Genomic DNA, 22,972 nt, shown 5'->3' with positions numbered 1-22,972 from the left:
ATTTCAATATTTATTTTGTGTTTGCTGCAGGCAAACGAACTGCTCCGGGGCTTAGTACCTTTTCTCTGTCATCTGATTGCAAAAAGCTTTCCGGTCGAAAATCTTCCTGATTTTAACGGCCGCCCCCGCCATAAATTGGGGCTGTTGCATTTTGAACACTCAATTCGCTGTGTTCGACTTCCGCAAGTTCTAAGGTTTCCTGCCTTGAAAATACAAGAATTTTTAAACTTCATTCGCTCAAACAATCTAAAATTCTAAGTAATATCTTTGGCAGAGTCACCAAGAACTTTAGAGAGAACTCTCACAATGCTCATTTACGTTGTTTCAAATGCAACAGCTCCTTTCCTTAAAAGCTCGCTTGTCGCTTCTTTGCAGTCAAATGACCATCGGTACATTAGTACTACCCTCTGAATATTCTTCTGCCTTGCAGCCAAGCACATATTACAGTTACACTAGTGTTCCTGAGTTCAAAAATCTGGACCAAATAAAAAGAGCCACTTCGTCTGAATATGGGACGAAGTGACTCGTGGTGCCACCCATTTTTGTTTTATATTAAAAAAGCATTTCATCCATTAAGGACGAAATGCTGAATTTCGCTATGCCACCAAAATATAAAACGCTCTTCTAAGGTACGGATTCCTCGATACCCTGTTCATTGTAACGGCTGACTCCCGGGCTATGCTACCATAACTTTCGCACGCCATCTTACAGGTCCATTCAATACACGCTTAAGTATCCGGCTTTCACTGCCCCGGAATCGCTGGGACTCAGTTAATGTATCTACTCTTCCTGATCACTGATGTTAGTTTATTATTGTTATATATTATATTAGCATTATAAACTATTTGTCAATACCTTTACCAAAACTCTGTAAATTATATTTTTTAACCTCAAATGAAAAGTTAAATGCAATTATCGGGGTCGAAGTTGCAGTTAGTCTCACACAGATTCCACAATAGGCCTTTTGGGTGTGCCTTTCTTTCGCTTTCAACCTATCTTTTATACCGCAACTATATCAATTTCCCACCTAACGCACAAGAAAAATGCCTTAAATCCTGCAGTATCACTGCATTTACCAATGTATTTGTTATTTCTCCATTTTACACTTACTTTTCATTCAACCTTATATTTTTTAGAGTCTTCTGTAATTTTATCAAAATGATTTATTTTGCATATATTGGTAATATGATGGTACCAGAGGTGATTCAAATGTCCAGACATAACCGGCATAAGCATACAGCTGCAAGCAAGCATAATAAAACTTCGCCAGGCGATATATTAGATGGGTTCGGCCTCCTTTTAAATGCTATTTCTAATATTTCATATCCTGCTTCCCCAAGGCTTTATTTTGATGCCTGGATGGTGGAACAGGACTGTGATTATACAGTTTTCGTGAAGCTTTCGGGCTTTGAAAGAGATGATGTACGTATAGAATATAAAGGAAATATACTTACCGTGTCCGCATATAAAAAAACTCAGAACATATTTTCAAATAATTATGCCCAGAGCTTAAGCTACATGTCAAATATATATAACAGATCCTTTATGATTGATAAAATATCTGTAGATAAAATTATTTCATCTTATAATAATGGGCTGCTTGTTTTAAAATTGCCTAAGGTTACCAAGATAGATACCGGTACTGATGGAAATGGAATAAGCCGGCATAAACCCTGACCCTTCATATTATTTGATCAACTAGAGCTTTCTGCGGAATATGCGGGTTTTTTCATTTTCTTCTTTAAGTTCATCAATTATTTCAAAGCCTATACCTCCAAGGACCTTTAATACACAGAGGCTGTCAACAGGGGTCTTATATTCGGCTTGTTCCCCGTATTCATTGACTTTAACTCTGCCAGTTTCCTTATCTATTACTACCTTTGGTCCGCCTACGCATCCGCCTATACATCCCATTCCCTCTAAAAAGTTAGCATCAATTTCACCTTTTATAGCTTTATCCAAAAGTTCCTTGCATTCTTTTACACCATTGCCCTGGACAGCTTTTAGTTTGATCATGCGCTTTGGAGATATTTTTTCCAAGGTTTCCTCAATACACTGGCTTACTCCGCCCGTACGCGCATATATTCTGCCTCCCTTTGAAGAACAGTCACTTATGTCTTCCTTCAATTCGGATATATTTATTTCAGATACTTTAAAAACCTCATTTAATTCATCAAAGGTCATGACATAATCTATTGCTCCTGCAACGTCCGGCTCCTTTGCTTCGGCTTTCTTAGCAACACAGGGCCCGATAAACACTACCTTTGCTTCAGACACAAGCTTTTTCAATACTCGGCCTGCAGCTATCATGGGAGATACCGAAGGAGTTACATGTTCAACCAGAGCTCTGTAATGCTTTTTTAACATAGCCATCCATATAGGGCAGCAGCAGCTGGTTATCATAAAATCACCGACTTCCTTCACCAGCCTGTCAAATTCCACTGCTTCTCTTATGCTCAATATATCTGCAAATATTGCTACTTCCACCATATCATCAAACCCCAGCATTTTAAAGGCAGTTCTTAATTTGCCGGCAGTTATCCCCTCGCCGAACTGGCCTGCAAATGCAGGAGCTATGGCTGCATATACAGGAGCCTTATGATCCCTTATAATATTTGCTATAGGGAAGTACTGTATCTTATCAATTATTTTTTTCTTATGACAGGCATCGATACACTCGGAACACCCTGTGCAATCTTCCTTGGATATCTTTATCCTTGATGCCTTTCTATCATAAAATATAGATTCAAAAGGGCAGGACTTTACACATTTATGCACTCCAGCTTCCCTGCAGTCGTCCTCGCACTCACCCGTCACAGTCAAAATAGGCTTATTCATCTCATATTCTCTTAAGGCTTTTTTTGCAAGTTCTGTTAAGCTTATACCTTCCTCCGGCTCCTGTCCAAGGGCTGAAGCTATATATCCTCTCAGCAAGCCTTCATCCATATCTTCAATAGATATGTTTTCTATTCCATCAATGAGCCTTCCTTCTTTTTGAAGCCTGACAGCTTCTCTGAATATTCTAAAATAGCTCTCATTTTTCATCTGCATGCCCCCAATATATGCTTCTTACATATTATTTTGTCATTATTTCGGGTAAGCATTCGGGTATAAGCACAGCAATAATTTAACCGGTTGTACTTATTTGTAAAGTATCCGATTATGCTGTTTTACAAATAAGTATAAAGGGTTAAATTAAAATATAGACTTCAATGCATCAAGGCATGTCCGTGCTATTAAATGGTAACCGTCTTCATTAGGGTGTATTCCGTCAATACTTATGTATTTTCTGTAGTCCACTGTATTTAGGAATGCTTCCCTTATGTCTATAAGATATGCACCGGTCTTTTTGGCAATTTCTTTAACTGCATTGCTGTATCTCTCCTGCCAGTTAAATATTCCTCCGTTTTTATCTATCCATAGCTTTATACTCTCTCCAAAAACTCTTTTTAGCAGATTATAATACCTGTCGGGGTCAAGGGGCGGAAGTGTGCAAATAAGCGGGGCACACTCAAAGTTTTTCACAGTATCAACAATTTTTTGAAGATTATTTTTAAATCCCTCCAAAGGTATTGCCGCCTCATGACTTCCATGAGGATTTCTCTTAATATTTTTCCAGTTCAGGTTGCAATCGTTTCCGCCAATTTCAAGTATTACAGCACTTTCCCTGTTAAAGTCCCTAATACCCGGTATATTTTCAAGGATTTGCCGGCTTGTAATATCACATATGCCATAGTTTTTCACATCAACACATAATAATTTTTGCAGTATACTCGGATAAGACATTTCAGTAATATAAGGCTTTCGCTCATTTTCTTTCCATACCTTACCTTTGGTAATACTATCACCTATACATACTATCTTATTGAACAAAATAACCACCACCTTATCACCAGCGATAACGTTTATTTTTATATTATCACTATTGATAATATAAAACAATATTAAAGAGCATAAATTATATGCTCCTATTTTAAATTCTTTATTATATTATTAAACACATCCACAGTTTTATTCAGACTGTTAATAAGTGCCTGTTTTTGATAAGTGAGTTCTTTTAAGCCTTTATCCGTTATGGTGTAGATTTTTTTAACTCTTTTATCAGGATCATCCCACTTTCCTGTAATCAGTCCCTGGTTCTCATATCGCTTGAGTATAGGATAAATGCCTCCTGTGCTCGGCTGCCATGAGCCATCGGTAATATCCCCTATCCTTGTTGATATTTCATTGCCATTTGAAGGCTGCTGAAATACAATGTTTAAAACAAGGGTAGGAAGTATACCCCTTGTCAGTATTTTACCTATCATTTCATTATCTTGGCGAAGTTTTTTAAGTTCAGCCAGCTTTCTTTTATATTCTTCTTCTAGCTTCTTTTGTTCTTCCACCCAATTTATAGGTACTTTGTCCTTATCATTCATGATATCACCCCTTATGATATTATCACCAGTGATATCTAATTTCAAATATTATTAATCAGAAATTTCCATAGCTTTTTTATATAATTTTAACGCTTACTATAACAGCCATTGCTTCTATGCTTAATCAGGCCTTATATAAAGCATTGCCAGTAGTTAATGTAACCGGCTGTCTTTTTCCACCATCCTGACAATGAGCTTTGCCAGAACTTTTTTGTCACTTTCATCAGCTACTTTCCAGAGTTCCTGCAGAACCCTTTCCTCCCTGTTTTCAGGGTCTACTGTGGAAGATAAAAAATTCCCTATTCTATAAGCCATTTTATCAACTGTGTTTTCGTTAAATCCTATTGCTTCGCCAAGGTCTACTGCTTTTGCCAGGGCTCCTTTCCACTTATCCCATTCTCCGAGGGTTTTAAAATTGTCAAAATCCATAATATCACCTCTCAATATTCACTGTAATATTTTTTCTTTATAGTCTTGAACAAATTCCATGATAATATTATTTGTACTCCTTCTTAAAAAGATACATTATTTTATTGCCTATTATTCAAAGGGAAATTTATACCATGTAAGGTTAAGTTCCCTTTTTAAATCAGCGATATCCTTTTGAAGCGCTTCATTTATGGGAACTCCCCTGTCTTTTCTATCTAACCAGGATAAATATTCCTTTTCACCGGCTGTATATATCCGTTCATTACCCGGAGCTTTTTTAGAAGCTCTTAATTCTCTTAAAATATTTCCTGCTGCCTTCTTGAAATTTTCGGGTTGGATAAAGGCGTTTATATCAATTGCAATAAAAAAGTGCCCCAGGTTGTATGTAGTAGGCTTACCCTTATCATCAAAGCCGGTAAGCCCTTTTAAAAACGACCCGGCCTGAAGTGCGGAGGATAAAATTTCAACAACTGTTGCATATCCATATCCTTTATATCCTGCTGTTTTTTCCCCGATTCCGCCTAAAGGAGTAAGCGCTGCCGTGCCTTTAACCAAATCCTTTAATATCTCATGGGTATCTGTTCTGGTATTGCCGCCGGCATCTATTACCCATCCGGCAGGAATTTCCTTGCCTTCCCTGTCGTAAACTTCAATCTTCCCTCTCTGAGTAATTGAAGTTGCGCAATCAAGCACAAAAGGGAATTCCTCGTCTGTAGGCATACCAAAGGTTAAGGGGTTTGTGCCCAGCATGTTTTCCACTCCAAAGGTAGGAGCAATTGACGGCCTGGCATTAGTTCCGGTTATGCCTATCATATCTTCATTGGCAGCCATTATCCCATAGTAGCCGGCGATACCGTAATGAGTGGAATTTCTGACAACCACCATCCCCATTCCGTATTTTTTTGCCTTTTCAATAGCCATTGCCATTGCTTTTTTGCCTATTACATGTCCCATTCCGTGATGTCCGTCTACAACTGCCGTAGTCAACCCTTCTCTCACCACTTCAAAATTGGTAACGGGATTTTGTACTCCCAGTCTTATTCTGTCATAATATATGGGCTTTAATCTTCCGACGCCATGAGAATCTATACCCCTTTTATCGGAAGTTATGAGTATGTCGGCGCAGATTTTTGCATCCTCCGACGGTACTCCCACTCCCTTGAATACGTCAGTCATAAACTTCTCCATGATGTCAAAGTCCACCCAGTAAACTTTTTCTTCTGCCATACTATCTTCCTCCTTACATTTCAATATTGATAGTAAATACCTCCCTTGCCGCTTCCTCGCTATCAATATCGTATAAACTTAGATATTATCCCATGATAGAGACCTAGCCACTGCTTTATGCCAGCCTGAGATTAGAGATTGGCGGGCTGCCTCCTCCATGGCCGGTGTAAAGTGCCGGCCTGTCAGCCTGTTGTTTGATATTTTCTCCATGTCTTCAAAATATCCTGCTGTAAGCCCTGCGAGATAAGCAGCGCCAAGCGCTGTGGTTTCTATTATATTTGGTCTCTCAACTGCTGTGTTTAAGATATCTGCCTGAAACTGCATTAAAAAATTGTTGCTACTGGCTCCGCCGTCCACTTTCAATTCCTTTAATGAAATACCCGAATCTTCTTCCATGGCTTTTAGTACATCCATGGTTTGATATGCTATACATTCTAAGGATGCCCTTATTATATGCTCCCTTTTTGCACCTCGGGTCAAGCCAAAAATGGCGCCCCGGGCATACATATCCCAATAAGGGGCTCCCAGGCCTACAAAGGCAGGCACAACATAGACTCCGTTAGAATCCTTCACAGCTTTTGCATACTCTTCACTCTCACCGGAGCTTTGCAGCATTTTAAGTTCATCCCTTAGCCATTGTATTACGGCACCGCCGACAAATATGCTGCCTTCCAATGCATATTCTACCTTGCCCTTTATTCCCCAGGAAATAGTCGAAAGCAGTCCATTTTTAGACTCTATAAGTTTTTCTCCTGTATTCATCAGCAGAAAGCAGCCTGTTCCATATGTATTTTTTGCCATGCCGGGTTTAAAGCAAGCCTGTCCAAATAGGGCCGCCTGCTGATCTCCGGCAATTCCGGCAATGGGGATTGCAGCATCGAATAATTCTCTAGCTGTGTGTCCAAAGATATGGCTTGAAGGCTTAACTTCCGGCAGCATTTCCTTTGGGATATCCAGAATTTCTAAGATTTCTTCATCCCATTTTAAATCCCGTATGTTATAAACAAGAGTCCTTGAAGCATTGGAGTAATCCGTTGCGTGTATTTTTCCTCCCGTCAGGTTCCAGAGAAGCCAGGAATCAACGGTGCCAAAGAGTATCTCACCTCTTCTTGCCTTTTCTCTTGCACCCTCTACATTATCAAGTATCCATTTTATTTTTGTGCCCGAAAAATATGCATCTATTAAAAGCCCCGTCTTTTGACGGATTTTTTCATCATAGCCATTTTTCTTTAATTCATCACAAATGTAAGCCGTCCTCCGGCACTGCCACACTATGGCATTATAAATGGACCTGCCGGTATGTTTGTCCCAAAGAACTGCTGTCTCTCTTTGGTTTGTTATTCCGATGGCAGCAATATCCTCACCTGTAAGCGAGGCATTTTTTAACGCCTCTTTTGCAGAATACATCTGGCTTTCAAGTATTTCCATGGGGTCATGCTCCACCCATCCGGGTTTTGGATAAATCTGTGCAAACTCCTTCTGAGCCATCCCTGCTATCTTGCCCTGCTCATTGAAAATTATGGTTCTTGAGCTTGTCGTCCCCTGGTCAAAAGACATAATATATTTAGTCACAGCTTCCACTCCCTTTTATAACTCTAATACTATTATGAAATACGGCCAAAGATTATACAAGAGTGGTACAAGGATTATAAACTTCTTTGTAATCAGTTACCAAATATGCATAACAATTCATAAAGTAATGATATTTGATATGATGAAAGGAACATTGCGAAGTGGCTGTAGAAAAGCTGTTAACGAGGCGTAGAATAGCTGCGCCATTGTTTGAGCAATAACATTTATGGTGCAGCCCGAAGCCGAGTTTACAGCTTCTAAGTCGAGTAGCAGTGAATAGAATCATATTAAATATGATAGTGCTAAGTGGTAACTGATTACAAAAGGAAAGGGGAAAAGAGGAGAGGGACACAACTAAAGTTGTGTCCCCGTTCTGCATTCTGAGTTGCGTCCCCTCTTGTGTGAAGGAAAATTTCTATTTCTCTTCTGTGAAAGTTATTTTTATATTCATGTTTACATTGTTTCTGACGATTACAGCGTCAACGGTATCACCGGCTTTATAGCTCTTTTTGATGTTGTCAATATCCTTCATGGTTTTAACTTCCTTGCCGCCTAAGCTGACGATTATATCGCCTTTTTGTATTCCGGCACTCTGTGCTCCGCTTCCGGCGGTTACCCCAAGCACATAGACGCCAACCGGCAGGCCATACTGCTTAGATATAACTTCTGTTACTTCTTCACCGGATATACCTATGAAGGGTCTTCCTTTTACATAACCGAACATCTTTAATTGTTCAATGATTGGTTTGGCATCATTCATTGGTATTGCAAAACCAAGTCCTTCAACGCCGGTTACGGATATTTTAACTGTATTAATACCTATTACCTGCCCCTTGGAATTTACAAGAGCGCCGCCGCTGTTTCCGGGATTTATGGCTGCATCCGTCTGGATGAGATTCAGGGTTTTATCTTCCATTTCAACCTTTCTGTTTAAGGCACTTATAACTCCGGCGGTGACAGAACCGGCAAATTCCATACCTAATGGATTGCCAATTGCTACTGCCTGCTCACCAACTTCGAGAGCGGAAGAATCCCCAAGTTCGGCTACGGGAAGATCCTTTAAATCCACTTTAATAACAGCAAGGTCGGTTCTCCAGTCACCGCCCACATAAGCTGCTTTAACCTGCCTGCCGTCAGGCATGAATACTTCCAATGTAGTGTTTTTACTTAAAGTGTTCTGTGGGTCTGCATATTCCACAACGTGATAATTTGTCATGATATATCCGTCGGAGCTTATGATTACTCCCGAGCCTTCGCCGCTTGACTGGGGCAAACCTCCAACTATGTTTCTGCCCATATTAGCACTGGCCACCGTCATCCTTATTCCCACTACCGATGGTCCTACTTTCTTAGCAATTTGGGTTACGGAAAAACCGCCTAATATAGAGCTGCTATTGACCAATTTTGCATTGCTGCTGTTTTCACCGGTTGAGGCAGTGTAATTTAAACTTGATGCCGGTGCTGTTAAGCTTTCAGCCTGCTCTTTCAATGCGGCGGAAAATCTTGAATATAATGCAGTGCCCACTATGCTGCTTGAAATAACTGAAGTTGCCAGAATAATGGCCACATATGTTTTAAAATTTGATTTCTTTTTAGGAACATAATAACTTGAATATCCTGACGGTATTAGCATTTTATTATTTGCTGAATTATTGTCGTTATTAGTGCTGTTATTTCTTCCGTCAAATCCATAATTCCTATCATCCATAATGTATACCTCCTTGTTAATGTTAAGGGATTTTTTGTTCTTGAAAAAACGCCCCTAATTTGGTTTTACCGTTAAAAATGTAAATAAGGTTTTACATTAATACCCATATGTACTAATGCAAAATAATAAGTTTAAAACTTTAGCGTTTACATTATGATAATACTAAACCTTTGTGGAGATTTAGTGGAGATTATATGAATTTTTTTTGAATAATAAAACCCATATGCTCTATATTTCCATTATGTCCACCCGCCTTGAAGTAATACATAGAAAAGATTCACATAATTGAGCTTAAAAGCAAATCCTTTTTTTAATTTTTTATATACTTCAAGACTGAAAGTCTACTCATAAATGTTTTTTTCTTTTTTCATTATAAAAATTTTTCTGATATAAGAAATCAACATGGGGATCAATATTATGGTTACCGCCCAGCTTATAGTGGAGAAATATAAATTAAAGGAAGACCGGCCGCTGCTTCCCAACCTCAAACCTATAAAAACGTTAAGAAGAGCAGCAAAAAGGTTCAGCGCCAACCCCACTGCAGTCCACGCTATCACTCTTTTGTAATGCTTTATTCTGGAGTCATAATCGGAATACAAATCAAAGGGGCCATCTGCTGCTTTCTTCCTGAAAAAAGCCCATCTTAAATAGGTGCTGACACATTCTATTCCTGACTCTTCCATAAATTTTATATATGCTTTGCTCTCGGCATGGGAGGGCATTTCATTTAAAAGCTCCAGCCTGTAGATATATTCCCCCGGAGTGCCTTCTTCAAATAAATATCTTCCAAAAGTGTAATCAATAAAGCTGAGACCTTTAGCAGCCATATCATTGAGCCATTTTTCTTCCTTTTCAAAATTAAAAAATACTTTCCAGATTACAGTCTTCACATTAATCCCTCCCGGCTATTTTTTTTCCGTTATATAAGAGCTCTTCCAGCCTTTTTACCTCATCCTGCACAATGCTTCTGCCTTCAATGGTTATCTCGTATTCCTTCTTCCTGCTGTCACTCTCACCCTCAAGGGCTTTTATCCATCCTTTTACAAGCATTGTGTTTATTGCTCCATATAACGTTCCCGGGCCTAAATTCACCCTGCTGCTGCTCATTTCTTTTACAAACTGCATGATGCCATAACCGTGCATGGGTGTATGCAATGCTAAAAGTATATAATAAACTGCTTCCGTTAATGCACATCTCTCATTTCCCTCTGCCATTTCATCCCTCCTTGATTATCGTCAAACGATATATCGGCCGGCGATATAATCTGTAATTAAATTATATCGCCGGCCGATATAGTTGTAAAGAAAAATATGTAAAGAAAGTATAAGCAGAGCTCCGGACATTTTACCGGATCCGTGGCGGTATATTTTGCATTTCTTTATGCTCATCAACAAAACTCCCAGAGCATCTTCCCTTAAATTCATCTCCGAACAAAACATTTAAAACAGGTACAATCTCCTGGGGCATTTCCTCACCTAATCTATCCAAGGTACCATACCCGCTCAAAACATAATCCTCATAATTATCACGTCCTTGCTCCATTATGCCAGAAAAGTGGTATCGGGTAAGTCCGGTAAGCTTGCTCTCAGGGTATATGAAGTGCTCTTAAAAATTATACTGTGTCCTTGAAAGAACAAGTAACTTATCATTATATCGGATTTCAATGTATTTTTTCATTTCATTTCCGGCAAGAAAAGAAGATACCGGATTGCCTGTAAATGCATTTATTATAAATATTTACCCGCCAATATTACTATTAATAATACAACTGTAATCACCTTATATATGAAAACTTTTTTTCAATTTAATTACCCCACATAATCAAACATCAGCTAATACAAGGTAAGCTGCTCACTTTGGTATTTAGATTTATAAGCATGGATTATATCTTTCATTTTATATAATAGACCATACTTATCACAGTTTTCTTTTATAATTTCCATGAGTACCTTATAGTTTGACGAATAGCACCAAAAACTGTTTCCATATTGTTTAATATATTTTTCTTTGACTCCCGGGAATTTTTCATCTAAGGCCTTATAAAAATAGACCTTCTGATTGTCCCTTAAACTGACTGCCAGAGTCGGATATACAAATTTTGCACCACTTTCATGGGCAAGCCTGATTATATTCACTAAATTCTCTTCATTATCTTCTATAAAAGGCAGGATGGGCATAAGGAGTACCCCTGCAAATATGCCGTTCCTTGACAATCCACCGATTGCCTCAAACCTTTTCGAAGAAGGCTGTGCATTGGGTTCAACCATTTTGCTCAATTTATCATCGGCTGATGTTATAGTTATTTTTGCGATGACTGGAGAATGCTTTATTATGCTTTTTAAAATATCAATATCTCTTGTTATAAGAGACCCCTTTGTGGCTATGCAGCAGCCAAAACCGTATTTATGGAGAAGCTCCAATGCTCTCCGGGTTAATCTTTGTTCTGCTTCATATGGATTATAGGGGTCAGACATAGCCCCTGTAGCCACTACGCCTTTATTCCTTTTTCCTTTTAAATCTTTTTCAATTATAGATAAGGCATTTTCCTTTGCTTTAACCTCATCAAAATTATCCACCTGGTAACAGTCGCTGCGGCTGTCGCAATAAATACATCCATGGCAGCAGCCTCTGTATATGTTCATATTATATTCTGCACCAAACCACAGCTCCGGACTTTTAGCCTTTGATACGATTGATTTCGCAGCTATCAACTCCATAGCTTAACCTCGCATGTTTAAAAGTTTTATTCTTGCACTATATTACCACTGCCTTAAACATAATGGAATATATAAAAAGTGTTTATCCATATTTCATATATGAGTATTGTAAAAAGAATTTGTGGAATAATATTGTAGAATTACATAACACATAACAATTGAGGAGGAAAAATTATGGCTGAAATCAAGTTTTGCGAACAAAATTTCTCAGAAGGTGCTGAAGAAGTAATCGAAAAATTAAAGGAGGATGGAATTTCCTTTGAAGTTGAATCCTGCTTAAGCCAATGCGGAGAATGTTCAATGGGACCCTTTGCACTTGTTGATGACGATCTGGTTCAAGGCGAGGATGCCGACGATTTGTATGAAAAAATAAAGGAGCTTATATAAAGTTGAGCTCAAGGAGCAGCAAAAAATGATAGGTGTAAACATAAACGGCAAGGATTATGATATACCCGAAGATATCACAGTCTTTGATGCCTGTAAAAAACTTAAAATAAATATTCCTTCATTATGCTATGATGACAGATTAGCGCCCAATTTATCCTGTAATCTCTGTGTCGTAGAGGTAGAGGGCCAAGACAATCTGTTAAATTCCTGCAGCCTTAAGGCTAAAGATAGCATGAAGATTTTAACCCACAGCGACAAGGTCATACAAAAAAGAAAAGAAGCATTGGCTGAAATGCTGAAAAGCCACTCTCAGGAATGCACTGACTGCCATAAAAGCAATGTCTGTAAGCTGAAATCTTATTGCAAGGAATATAAAATAAAAAGTAGGGGTACAAAGGTCAAGGATAGATATCCCATTGACAAAAGCAATCCCTTCTACGATATCGACCCTAATAAATGCATTTTATGCGGAAAGTGTATAAATGTTTGCAGGGAGCTTCAGGGAAGAGGCTGCCTTGAGATAAATGAAAAAGGGTATATATCAAGAAAAAATAATGAGGATAACATGTGCGAATCCTGCGGAAACTGCCTGGATGTGTGCCCCACAGGAGCAATAAAGGAAGCAAAATTTGATGAAGAATTTGCAGAGATGGCAGAATTTGATTCCATTAATGAAGAAGAAAAAAAAGTCAAAACCACCTGTTCCTACTGCGGAGTAGGCTGTCAATTGGAGCTTTTAGTAAAAGCCGGGAAGGTTGTTGAGGTAAAACCGGTTAACGTACCGCCTAATAACGGGCTTTTATGTGTAAAAGGCAAGTTCGGATATAAATTCATCAATCATCCCGACAGGCTTAAAACACCTTTAATTAAAAAGAACGGGAAATTCGTTGAAGCAACCTGGGAGGAAGCATACACCCTTATTACAGATAAGGCAAAAGAAATAAAGAACAAGTACGGCGGCAGCGCCTTTGGGGGATTGAGCTCGGCACGCTGCACCAATGAAGAAAATTATCTCTTTCAAAAATTGATAAGGGCGGTGTTCGGCACAAATAATATTGACCATTGTGCCCGCCTCTGACATTCCTCTACGGTTGTAGGTCTTGCAGCCACATTGGGAAGCGGAGCCATGACAAACAGCATAAATGAAATACTGAATACCGACCTCATGTTTATCATAGGCTCAAATACTACAGAAAATCATCCTGTAATAGCAAACAAGATGCGACAGGCAAAGAAAAATGGGGCTAAATTAATTGTTGCCGACCCCCGGCGAATTGACCTGGCCAAAATTGCCGATATCCATCTGCAGCTTAAGCCGGGCACCAATATAGCCCTTTTAAATGCCATGATGTATGAAATAATCGAAAATGACCTGTATGATAAAGAATATGTAATGGAGCGAACTGAAGGCTTTGAAAAGCTTAAGGAACACTTAAAGGATTTCACTCCGGAAATTGTAGCGCCTATTTGCGGCATTGATGCAGAGGAAATAAAAAAGGCGGCAAGGATGTATGCAGAAGCAGACAAAGCAGGCATATATTATGCCATGGGTATCACCCAGCATGTTTCTGGAAGCCATTCAGTCATGGTACTTTCAAATCTTGCAATGCTCTGCGGCAATATAGGAAAGGAATCTGCGGGAGTTAACCCCTTAAGAGGACAGAACAATGTTCAGGGCTCCTGTGATATGGGAGGCCTGCCGGGAGATTTCCCAGGATACCAAAAGGTATATAATAAGGCGGTCAGAGAAAAGTTTGAGAAAGCCTGGGGAGCTCCGCTTCCGTCAAAAGCAGGCTTAACTTTGTCCGAAATAATTCACGGGGGAGAAGACGGCACCATCAAGTTCTTGTATATCATGGGCGAAAACCCCATGATGACCGACCCGGATTTAAAAAATGTAAAAAAAGATCTGGAAGCCGTTGAATTTATGGTCGTACAGGATATATTCCTAACCGAAACCGCAGCCCTGGCCCATGTAGTGCTTCCAGCAGGCTCCTTTGCCGAAAAGGACGGCACCTTTACCAATACCGAAAGAAGGGTGCAAAGAGTAAGAAAGGCCATAGAGCCTGTGGGAGATTCAAAAGCCGACTGGGAAATCATAATGGAAATTATGAATAGGCTGGGATATGAGAAAAAATACACTCACCCTTCAGAAATTATGGAAGAGATAGCATCGCTGACTCCCCAGTACGGAGGCATAACCTATGACAGGATTGAGGAAATAGGCATTCAATGGCCTTGTCCAACACCGGGTCATCCCGGAACACAGATTTTGCATGAAGGCGGCTTCAGCAGAGGCAAGGCTTTGTTTGTCACAGTGGACAATATCTCAAGTGCAGAGCTTGCTGATGTCGACTATCCGTTTATAATGACCACCGGCAGGGTTTTATTTCAATATCACAGCATGACCATGACAGGAAGAGTAGATGAGTTAAATAGCAAGGCGCCTGATTCTTACCTTGAAATGAACACTGCCACCGTTGAAAGGTTAGGCCTTAAAAACGGTGACAAAGTAAAGGTATCGTCAAGAAGAGGCTCTGTTGAAACTCAAATAAAATCCACTGATTTTATAGATGAGGATGTGCTGTTCATGCCGTTTCATTACAGGGATGCCAAAGTTAATTACCTGACTAACCCCCGGGTTGACCCTCTTGCTAAAATACCCGAATTAAAGGTTGCAGCAGTCAGAGTTGAAAAGGTGCAATGAATTTTGCACCTTTTATATTTTTACTCAAGTATTATTAATGGTTATTTTGGCAATATTTATTGATATCTTATGCAGCAATTGCACTTTTAGGAGGAGGCTATGAAAAAAACTATCACCATTGGCATACCCAGGGCGCTTTTATACTACAGGTATAATATTTTATGGAAAACCTTTCTTGAAAAATTAGGCCTCAAAGTTGTGATAAGCCCTGAAACCACAAAGAATATACTGGAGGAGGGCATAAATTATTCCATAGACGAAAGCTGTTTGTCATCCAAGGTATTTATGGGCCATATAAGCTATCTGCGGGGTAAAACCGACTATATATTCATTCCGCGAATTGCAAGCTATGGAAAAGATGACATAACCTGTACAAAATTTCACGGCTTGTTTGATATAGTGAAAAACACCTTTCCGGATATAAACTTGATAGAATACGATTTGGATGTCAATAACGGCAAAACAGAATTCATAGGTTTTATGAAGCTTGGCCTTAATTTTACCAAAAATATTTTTAAAATATATATGGCATATCGTACGGCAAAGAAAAGCCAGGCTGAGTATGAAAGACATGAAAATATGAAGCAGCAGGAGCTCCTTAAAAAACAAGGGCTTAAAATACTGGTGGTGTCCCATTCCTACAATATTTATGATGAGTTTATAGGACAACCAGTTATCAAATATTTAAATAAATTAAAGGTTATACCCCTTTTTGCTGATTTGGCAGACAGGGAATATTCAAAAAATGCAGCCATGCGTTTTTCCTACAGCCTATACTGGACATACAATAAGGAACTCATTGGTTCCATTGACTATTATAAAGAAAAAATAGACGGCATTATTTTTCTTGTTTCCTTTCCCTGCGGTCCCGATTCCCTGGTAACCGAAATATGCCAGAGAAAGATAAAAGATATTCCCTTTATAACCATAGTAATGGATGAGCTGCAGGGCGAGGCAGGGCTTCGCACCAGATTGGAGAGCTTTATTGACATTATTTCAATGAAAAAACAGGAAGAGAAAATAATTTGAGGTGTGATTTATGAAAAATGAACTTGTTATTACCTTCCCGCACATTGGTAATTACTACATTCCAATATCAAAGCTTATTGAAAATACATTGGACGGAAGGGTTTTAGTTCCGCCTCCCATAACAAAAAAGACAATAGAATTGGGAGTAAGGCACAGCCCTGATTTTGTGTGCATACCCTTTAAATACAATCTGGGCAATTATATTGAAGCTTTGGATATGGGAGCAAATACGCTGATACATGCGGGAGGAGGCTGCCGCTTCGGCTATTACGGCGAGGTTTTAGAGCAGATATTAAAGGATTTGGGATATCAATTCAACTTTTTCAGCCTGGTGGATACCCATAACATGAATATTTTATTCCTTTATAAAAAATTCAGCTCACTTAATCCCTCCCTTAAGCTTTTTCAGTTTATAAAGGCCTTCAGACTTGCAAAGGAGCAAATTGATGCTCTTGACAACATTGACATAATTATCCGGAAAAACATAGGCTTTGAAAAGGTAAAGGGAAGCTTTGAAAATTTATCAAAGGAATTTCATGCAAAGCTTAAGGATACACAAACCATAAATGAAGTAAGAAAATTAGAGGAAAGTTTTTTAGAAAGGTTTAAGAATCTTCCCTTGAACAAGCCGGCGGCTCCTTTGAAAATCGGTATTGTAGGCGAGCTATACACCCTTATGGAACCCTTCTCCAGTTATTTTATAGAGAAGGAAGTTGCCAAAAAAGGCATTGAAGTAACCCGATACATTACTGTTTCCTATCTTATTTTTGCCAAAGAGCACAAGGAAAAGATAATAGTTAAGGAAGCAGCTCCCTATTTGAAATTTGCAATAGGGGCTGACGGTACCGATTCGGTTTCAAGATCACAGGAATTTGCCAAAGGAAACTTCGACGGCATCATACATATAAAGCCCTTTGGCTGCACGCCGGAAGTTAATTCGATACCGGTTATTCAAAACATAAGCAGGGATTATAACATACCCGTAATTTACTTCAGCTTTGATTCACAAACCTCGGAGACGGGTATAAAAACAAGACTGGAGGCATTTTACGACATGCTTTCCATGCGAAAGGAGAATGCATTATGATAAAAGGATATTTGGGAGTAGATATAGGCTCTATATCCACCAAGGCGGTGGTAATAGATGAAAATGATAAGCTTCTTGCCGAAACTTACCTTTGGACGGAGGGTGACCCAATAGATGCAGTTAAAAGGGTTCTCGCAGAAATTGAAAGTCAGATCCAATCCCATGTTCAGGTGGTCTCCATAGGTACAACGGGCTCTGCCCGGGAGCTTATCGGTACCATACTTGAAGCCCAGGTAATTAAAAACGAAATTACCTCCCATGCCATAGGAACTTTATCTATTTATCCCGAGGTGAGAACCATATTTGAAATAGGAGGCCAGGACAGCAAAATAATTATACTCGATAAAGGAATTGTAACGGATTATGCAATGAACACCCTATGTGCTGCCGGTACCGGCTCCTTTTTATCCTCCCAGTCAAAAAGACTGGGCATAGCTGTTGAGGAATTCGGAAGTTATGCCTTAAGGGCGCAAAATCCCACTAAAATTGCCGGGAGGTGCACTGTCTTTGCCGAGTCGGATTTGATTCACAAGGCTCAGATCGGCCATAAAAAAGAAGACATTATCGCCGGACTGTGCCGTGCGGTGGTTACAAATTACCTGAATAATGTAGGCAAGGGCAAAACCATAAAGCCGCCCATAGTTTTTCAGGGAGGTGTCAGCAAAAATCCGGGAGTGGTCAAAGCCTTTGAGGAAATAACATGTGAAAAGATTCTGGTTGATAAAAACAGCCATCTGTTAGGCTCCATAGGTGCTGCAATCCTGGCAAAAAAATCAAAAATAGAAAAGCTCTTCAGCTTCAATATACGTAATGTGGATTTTTCGACAGAGGGAAGAGAATGCGGCATGTGCCCTAACAATTGCGAAATAGTCTGCGTAATGAAAAATAACGAGTTTTTGGACGGCTGGGGAAACCGCTGCGAAAGAGGACTATTAAATGTGAGAAACAAGGTTGTAAATGAGTAAAAGAGGCTGTCGCAAGCAGTGTTTCAAATGCGGCAGCCTCTTTTTTATGTATTTTACAGTGCGCTGGTTATGAATCTGAATATTGTTTCTTCATAGCTTTGAAGCACAGGAGCGGCAAATTTTTCAGCTTTTCCGGTAACTTCGGGGTGAGTTTCCCTGTATTCATTCCAGGTCTTGTAGTATTTATGCCCTGCAAATTCCCTTGATGGCAATACTCCCGGTTTCTGTTCTTCATAGGTGTTTTCCTTGTAGTCGGAATAATTTGTATTCTCATAAACATACTGGAGAACTGCCTTAAGGTTTTCCAGGTTGACGTTTTCCGGAACAAGGACGCTCTTGTCAAAGTCGAACCAGTACCTTCCGCCGGGTGCCAATATATCTATAAGCTCTTTTGCCTTGTCAATACACTGCTCTTTTGTGCCGGTTTTTAATAAAGTTACGGGATAGAATCCGGAAAGTATGTGCTTCTTTCCCAGCTTGTCTTTTACAAGCTTAGGGTCACCGTATTCAAATTTCATCTGTGTATTTTCCGGCAATTCATAAAGATAATCTATAAACCTCATCCAGTTTTGCTCCACAAAAATGGACACACCCTGACCGGAATCAGCCAGTGCCTGGACAACCTTTTTAAATGTAGGCCAATAAAATTTTGCGAAATCTTTTTCTCTCATGAAAGGTCCCATATGTAAAGGAATGAATGTAGTGCCGTCAATTGAGGGCTTGGGTGGTATACCCATTTTTAGGGCTATAGGAACTACTGCTTCGCAGGCTGCCTCCACTTTTTCGGGGAAACGCCTTATATCGGTAACAATTCCCGTAAAGCCCCTTGCCCAGTCGGCAATAATATCCAAGGGTGCCAGTGTGAATCCCCCGGATAAAGGTGAACTTATTGCATAACCATATTTTTGCCTGAGCTTGCCTGTAATTCCTCCATAAACAGCAAAATCATCAAGGAAGGATTTCATAGCTTTTGCGAAGACGATGGATCTTGTGGTCGGGTCTGTGTCTAATGCTGCAAAAACTCGGGGAAGTACTTTGCTCACTATAAAATCATAGGGAGCTTTGATAAGCTCATCATATTCTTCCGGCTCCATGCCAATTACCTCGGGATGCTGCATAAAACCGCTGGAACTCATAACAAACTGCTTTGACTCTAAAATCTGAAATGCCGCAGGGAATCTGAAGGAACTTACAGGAAGGGTATCGGATATGAATTCCTGGCAAACCTTATCGAAAGCCGACTCCCAGAAAGCTGAATTCCACTGCCCTTCCAGTAAGTCATGCCCTGCATACAAAAGGCAGAATTCTTTGCCATATCCTACGGAGATAGGCACTCTTTTAGGAATGAAACCTCTTTTCAAGTCCTGAAAAAGACGGGTTCTTTCCTGAGCAAGATTTAATGCATCTGTCATTTTTACACCCACCTTACAATTTTATTTTACAAATTTCTTTTGATATAAGCATAAAATTCAATAAAAAATTTTAAAATCCTCCTGTTTTTTATAAAGTTCATGAAGGATTGTGAAAAATATATAAATCAAATTAATTAATATATTGCAAGGCTTGGACGTATATTTGTATTATGAATGATTAATATAATCCAATGATTGAGAGAGGGGGAACAAATAATGTGGACAAACTTTTTTTCAAAAGAAATGGGAATAGATTTAGGTACTGCAAATACCCTTATATATGCCAAGGGTAAAGGTATTGTTCTACGAGAGCCATCCGTTGTTGCAGTTAAGAGCGATTCATCTAAGGAAGTTTTGGCAGTTGGCGATGAAGCCAAGCTTATGATAGGAAGGACACCGGAAAATATAAATACCATAAGGCCTTTAAAGGACGGGGTTATAGCCGATTTTGACGCTACCCAGGCCATGCTGAAGTATTTCATTAAAAAGGTGGCAGGCAAATATTCCATGAAAAGCCCTAAGATAGTTGTGTGCTACCCATCGGGCGTCACCCAGGTGGAGAGAAATGCAATTGAAGAAGCCACCTACAGGGCGGGAGCAAAAAAAGTTTATCTTATCCCCGAGCCTGTTGCAGCGGCCATCGGTGCCGGACTTCCTGTTGCGGAAGCTACAGGAAGCTTGGTTGTGGATATAGGCGGCGGTACCACGGATATCGCGCTTTTATCCCTGGGAAACATTGTAGCCAGCCGTTCTTTAAGGATGGCAGGAGACGAACTTGACCAATCCATAATTTCATACATAAGGCGGGAATATAACCTGATGGTAGGAGAAAGAACGGCGGAATTCATAAAGACAGAAGTGGCTTCGGCTCTTTTGCCGGAAACCGAGATATTACTTGAAATACGCGGGCGGGACCTTATTACCGGCCTTCCCAAATCGGTGACTATTTCCTCTCTTCAGGTTTATGAAGCCATTAAAGAGACCATAAACACAATCGTAAATGCGGTAAAATCCGTACTGGAAGAAACTCCGCCGGAATTATCGGCAGATGTAATAGACAGGGGAATTATTCTGACAGGCGGCGGAGCGCTGCTTAAGGATTTGGATAAACTGCTCATGAGTGAAGCCAAAGTCCCCGTTAAAGTTGCTGACAATCCCTTAGATTGCGTTGTATACGGCGCGGGAAAATTTCTTGATAACATAGGAAATCCCAGCATTATGAATTCGCTGCTTATAACCGGCAAGTAAAATTTCTGAGAAAATATGACTCTTGGTATTATGAATTTACTGCTCATAGCCGTAAGGCAATTTATTTTAAAATGAAGTCCGCTCCCGGGCACACCCGAAAACGGACTTTTTAAATTCTTACTTCATCAATTTGCAGATATTATTTGTAAATTCCACCGGATCTGTTACCGGTAGGCCTTCTATTAAGAGAGCCTGGTTATAAAGCAAATCCGTATATAGGCTTAGCTTATCCTTGTCATTTTGATAAGCCTCCTTCAAAATGCTGAAAACATCGTGGTTGGTGTTTATTTCAAGGATTTTATCTGCCTTAAGGTTTTGATTGTTAGGCATAGAGTTTAATATTTTCTCCATTTCTATGGTTAGCTCGCCTTCGTTTGAAAGGCAAACAGGGTAGTTTTTAAGCCTTTTTGAAGCTTTGACACCTACAACCTTGCCGGATAAAATATCCTTCATACTGCTGAATAAGTCAATTGTTTCTTTGTCCTCTGACTTTTTTGAATCCTCTTTATCATCGGATTCTATTCCTAAATCACCGCTGGATACATTTTTAAATTCCTTTTCCTTATAGTTTAATAGCATCCTTATGGCGAATTCATCAACATCATCGGTAAAATAAAGAATTTCATAGCCTTTATCCAAAACAAGCTCGGTCTGAGGCAGCTTTTCTATTCTTTCATTTGACTCACCGGCAGCATAATAAATGTATTTCTGGCCTTCAGGCATCCTGGACACATATTCATCCAAAGTTACCATCTTCTTTTCTTTTGATGAATAGAACATCAATAAATCCTGCAATACGTCCTTGTTGCTTCCAAAATCGCTGTAAACACCGTATTTCAACTGTCTGCCGAAGGTTTTATAGAACTTCTCGTACTTTTCTCTGTCGCTTTTTAAAAGATTTTCAAGCTCGCTTTTGATTTTTGACTTTATGTTTTTTGCGATTAATTTCAACTGCCTGTCGTGCTGCAGCATTTCACGGGAAATATTCAAGGATAAATCCTCGGAATCCACAATACCTTTAACAAAGCTGAAGTAATCAGGCAGTAAATCGGCGCATTTGTTCATTATGAGGACGCCGTTAGAATAAAGCTCCAGTCCCTTTTCATATTCCTTTGTGTAAAAATCAAAGGGGGCGTTTTCAGGAATAAACAAAATGGAGTTATAGCTGACAGTACCTTCCACGTTAAAATGAATGTATTTAACGGGTTTATCAAAGCCATAATGCTTTTCGGAATAAAAGTTTTCATAGTCCTCGGCTTTAAGCTCATTTTTATTCTTTTTCCATATGGGGACCATGCTGTTTAATACCTGCTCTTCCTTATAATCCTCATATTCATTTTCGCTGCCTTCTTTGGGGCGCCTGCCTGTTACATCCATCTTAATTGGATACCTTATAAAATCGGAATATTTCTTAATGATGGATTTAAGCCGGTATTCCTCCAAATATTCATCAAAGCTTTCCTCTTCGGTATTAGCTTTTATTTTTAGAATTATTTCCGTTCCAACTGTGTCTTTCTCTGCCGTCTCTATACTGTAGCCATCAGCACCTTTGGATTCCCATTTATATGCCTCATCACGGCCTAGAGCCTTGCTTATTACGGTAACGGTATCGGCCACCATAAATGCCGAATAAAACCCTACGCCGAACTGGCCAATTATATCATGGCCGTCCTTTAATTCATTTTCTTTTTTAAACTGGAGGGAACCGCTTTTTGCTATGACACCTAGGTTTTCATCCAGCTCTTCCTTTGTCATTCCAATGCCGGTATCTGCTATTTTCAGTATTCTGTTTTCCTTGTCGGCTGTTATTTTAATGAAGTAATTGTCTTTGTCAAAGCTTAAGGACTTATCTGTCAGTGCCTTGTAATAAATTTTGTCTATTGCATCGCTGGCATTGGATATAAGCTCCCTTAAAAAGATTTCCCTGTGAGTGTAAATTGAATTAATCATAAGGTCTAAAAGCCTTTTAGACTCTGTTTTAAATTGTTTTGTTGCCAATTAAACCTCTCCTTTCGCAATGTAAATGCCTGATTGACAGGCATAATTATGTAATAGGTAAGTTATT

At 39.4% G+C, this 22,972-nt stretch carries 21 protein-coding genes and 1 other annotated feature; of the genes, 7 read left to right on the top strand and 14 right to left on the bottom strand.

Going from position 1 to position 22,972, the window contains the following annotated elements; translation table 11 throughout:
* Nucleotides 1–507: 507 nt before the first annotated feature.
* Nucleotides 508–806: a binding site (T-box leader), on the bottom strand.
* Between the two features lie 403 nt (nt 807–1,209).
* Entirely contained in the window at nt 1,210–1,677 is a 468-nt protein-coding gene (locus OXPF_RS22585) for an Hsp20/alpha crystallin family protein (RefSeq protein WP_054876025.1), read from the top strand.
* Nucleotides 1,678–1,698: 21 nt separating this feature from the next.
* On the opposite strand, the gene OXPF_RS14965 is transcribed toward OXPF_RS22585, so the two are convergent.
* The 12 genes from OXPF_RS14965 to OXPF_RS14915 all read right to left on the bottom strand — a co-directional run bounded on the left by OXPF_RS14965 (nt 1,699) and on the right by OXPF_RS14915 (nt 12,072).
* A complete protein-coding gene (locus tag OXPF_RS14965) occupies nt 1,699–3,045 on the bottom strand; it encodes a [Fe-Fe] hydrogenase large subunit C-terminal domain-containing protein (protein WP_054876024.1) in 1,347 nt (448 codons plus the stop codon).
* A gap of 150 nt (nt 3,046–3,195) precedes the next feature.
* Entirely contained in the window at nt 3,196–3,873 is a 678-nt protein-coding gene (locus tag OXPF_RS14960; RefSeq protein WP_054876023.1) for an SGNH/GDSL hydrolase family protein, read from the bottom strand.
* A 95-nt stretch (nt 3,874–3,968) separates the two neighbouring features.
* Entirely contained in the window at nt 3,969–4,418 is a 450-nt protein-coding gene (locus OXPF_RS14955; protein ID WP_054876022.1) for a PadR family transcriptional regulator, read from the bottom strand.
* Nucleotides 4,419–4,571: 153 nt separating this feature from the next.
* On the bottom strand, nt 4,572–4,847 hold the full coding sequence (locus OXPF_RS14950; RefSeq protein WP_054876021.1) for a DUF3243 domain-containing protein: 276 nt from the start codon (nt 4,845–4,847) through the stop codon (nt 4,572–4,574).
* 111 nt (nt 4,848–4,958) lie between these two features.
* On the bottom strand, nt 4,959–6,074 hold the full coding sequence (locus OXPF_RS14945) for an Ldh family oxidoreductase (RefSeq protein WP_054876020.1): 1,116 nt from the start codon (nt 6,072–6,074) through the stop codon (nt 4,959–4,961).
* Nucleotides 6,075–6,152: 78 nt separating this feature from the next.
* Nucleotides 6,153–7,646, bottom strand: a complete 1,494-nt coding sequence (glpK, locus tag OXPF_RS14940; protein ID WP_054876019.1) for a glycerol kinase GlpK — start codon at nt 7,644–7,646, stop codon at nt 6,153–6,155.
* Nucleotides 7,647–8,061: 415 nt separating this feature from the next.
* On the bottom strand, nt 8,062–9,354 hold the full coding sequence (locus tag OXPF_RS14935; protein ID WP_054876018.1) for a S1C family serine protease: 1,293 nt from the start codon (nt 9,352–9,354) through the stop codon (nt 8,062–8,064).
* 341 nt (nt 9,355–9,695) lie between these two features.
* On the bottom strand, nt 9,696–10,244 hold the full coding sequence (locus OXPF_RS14930) for a DUF2812 domain-containing protein (RefSeq protein ID WP_054876017.1): 549 nt from the start codon (nt 10,242–10,244) through the stop codon (nt 9,696–9,698).
* Nucleotide 10,245: 1 nt separating this feature from the next.
* On the bottom strand, nt 10,246–10,569 hold the full coding sequence (locus tag OXPF_RS14925; protein ID WP_054876016.1) for a PadR family transcriptional regulator: 324 nt from the start codon (nt 10,567–10,569) through the stop codon (nt 10,246–10,248).
* Between the two features lie 130 nt (nt 10,570–10,699).
* Nucleotides 10,700–10,897: a hypothetical protein gene (locus tag OXPF_RS22580; RefSeq protein WP_160317233.1), complete on the bottom strand. Its 198-nt coding sequence runs from the start codon at nt 10,895–10,897 to the stop codon at nt 10,700–10,702.
* Nucleotides 10,898–10,960: 63 nt separating this feature from the next.
* Nucleotides 10,961–11,083, bottom strand: a complete 123-nt coding sequence (locus tag OXPF_RS23715; RefSeq protein ID WP_479724484.1) for a YfjL-like protein — start codon at nt 11,081–11,083, stop codon at nt 10,961–10,963.
* Nucleotides 11,084–11,187: 104 nt separating this feature from the next.
* Nucleotides 11,188–12,072 carry an SPL family radical SAM protein gene (locus tag OXPF_RS14915; RefSeq protein ID WP_054876014.1) on the bottom strand — a complete coding sequence of 295 codons (885 nt, stop codon included), beginning with the start codon at nt 12,070–12,072 and terminating at the stop codon, nt 11,188–11,190.
* Nucleotides 12,073–12,246: 174 nt separating this feature from the next.
* Between OXPF_RS14915 and OXPF_RS14910 the strand changes: the two genes are divergently transcribed.
* From OXPF_RS14910 to OXPF_RS14890, 5 genes are all read left to right on the top strand, one after another.
* On the top strand, nt 12,247–12,459 hold the full coding sequence (locus OXPF_RS14910; RefSeq protein ID WP_054876013.1) for a DUF1450 domain-containing protein: 213 nt from the start codon (nt 12,247–12,249) through the stop codon (nt 12,457–12,459).
* A gap of 25 nt (nt 12,460–12,484) precedes the next feature.
* Nucleotides 12,485–15,166, top strand: a complete 2,682-nt coding sequence (gene fdhF, locus OXPF_RS14905; RefSeq protein ID WP_083479976.1) for a formate dehydrogenase subunit alpha — start codon at nt 12,485–12,487, stop codon at nt 15,164–15,166.
* Nucleotides 15,167–15,265: 99 nt separating this feature from the next.
* Nucleotides 15,266–16,195 carry an acyl-CoA dehydratase activase-related protein gene (locus tag OXPF_RS14900; protein ID WP_054876012.1) on the top strand — a complete coding sequence of 310 codons (930 nt, stop codon included), beginning with the start codon at nt 15,266–15,268 and terminating at the stop codon, nt 16,193–16,195.
* Nucleotides 16,196–16,205: 10 nt separating this feature from the next.
* Complete coding sequence (locus OXPF_RS14895) at nt 16,206–17,282, top strand: 2-hydroxyacyl-CoA dehydratase (protein WP_054876011.1); 1,077 nt, start codon at nt 16,206–16,208, stop codon at nt 17,280–17,282.
* The gene (locus tag OXPF_RS14890; RefSeq protein ID WP_054876010.1) at nt 17,279–18,247 is read left to right on the top strand and encodes an acyl-CoA dehydratase activase; all 969 of its coding nucleotides are present in this window, start codon (nt 17,279–17,281) and stop codon (nt 18,245–18,247) included. Before OXPF_RS14895 ends, OXPF_RS14890 begins: the two co-directional genes overlap by 4 nt.
* Before the next feature lie 53 nt (nt 18,248–18,300).
* Here OXPF_RS14890 and OXPF_RS14885 read toward each other — a convergent pair whose 3' ends face one another.
* Nucleotides 18,301–19,659, bottom strand: coding sequence for a uroporphyrinogen decarboxylase family protein (locus OXPF_RS14885; RefSeq protein WP_054876009.1), 1,359 nt, complete (start codon nt 19,657–19,659; stop codon nt 18,301–18,303).
* A gap of 216 nt (nt 19,660–19,875) precedes the next feature.
* On the opposite strand from OXPF_RS14885, the gene mreB reads away from it, so the two are divergent.
* Nucleotides 19,876–20,907 carry a rod shape-determining protein gene (gene mreB, locus OXPF_RS14880; RefSeq protein ID WP_054876008.1) on the top strand — a complete coding sequence of 344 codons (1,032 nt, stop codon included), beginning with the start codon at nt 19,876–19,878 and terminating at the stop codon, nt 20,905–20,907.
* A 117-nt stretch (nt 20,908–21,024) separates the two neighbouring features.
* On the opposite strand, the gene htpG is transcribed toward mreB, so the two are convergent.
* The gene (gene htpG / locus OXPF_RS14875) at nt 21,025–22,905 is read right to left on the bottom strand and encodes a molecular chaperone HtpG (RefSeq protein ID WP_054876007.1); all 1,881 of its coding nucleotides are present in this window, start codon (nt 22,903–22,905) and stop codon (nt 21,025–21,027) included.
* Nucleotides 22,906–22,972 lie beyond the last annotated feature (67 nt).

Source organism: Oxobacter pfennigii, assembly GCF_001317355.1.
GTDB classification, from domain to species: domain Bacteria; phylum Bacillota; class Clostridia; order Clostridiales; family Oxobacteraceae; genus Oxobacter; species Oxobacter pfennigii.
This window is presented reverse-complemented; position numbering and strand designations above follow the sequence as displayed.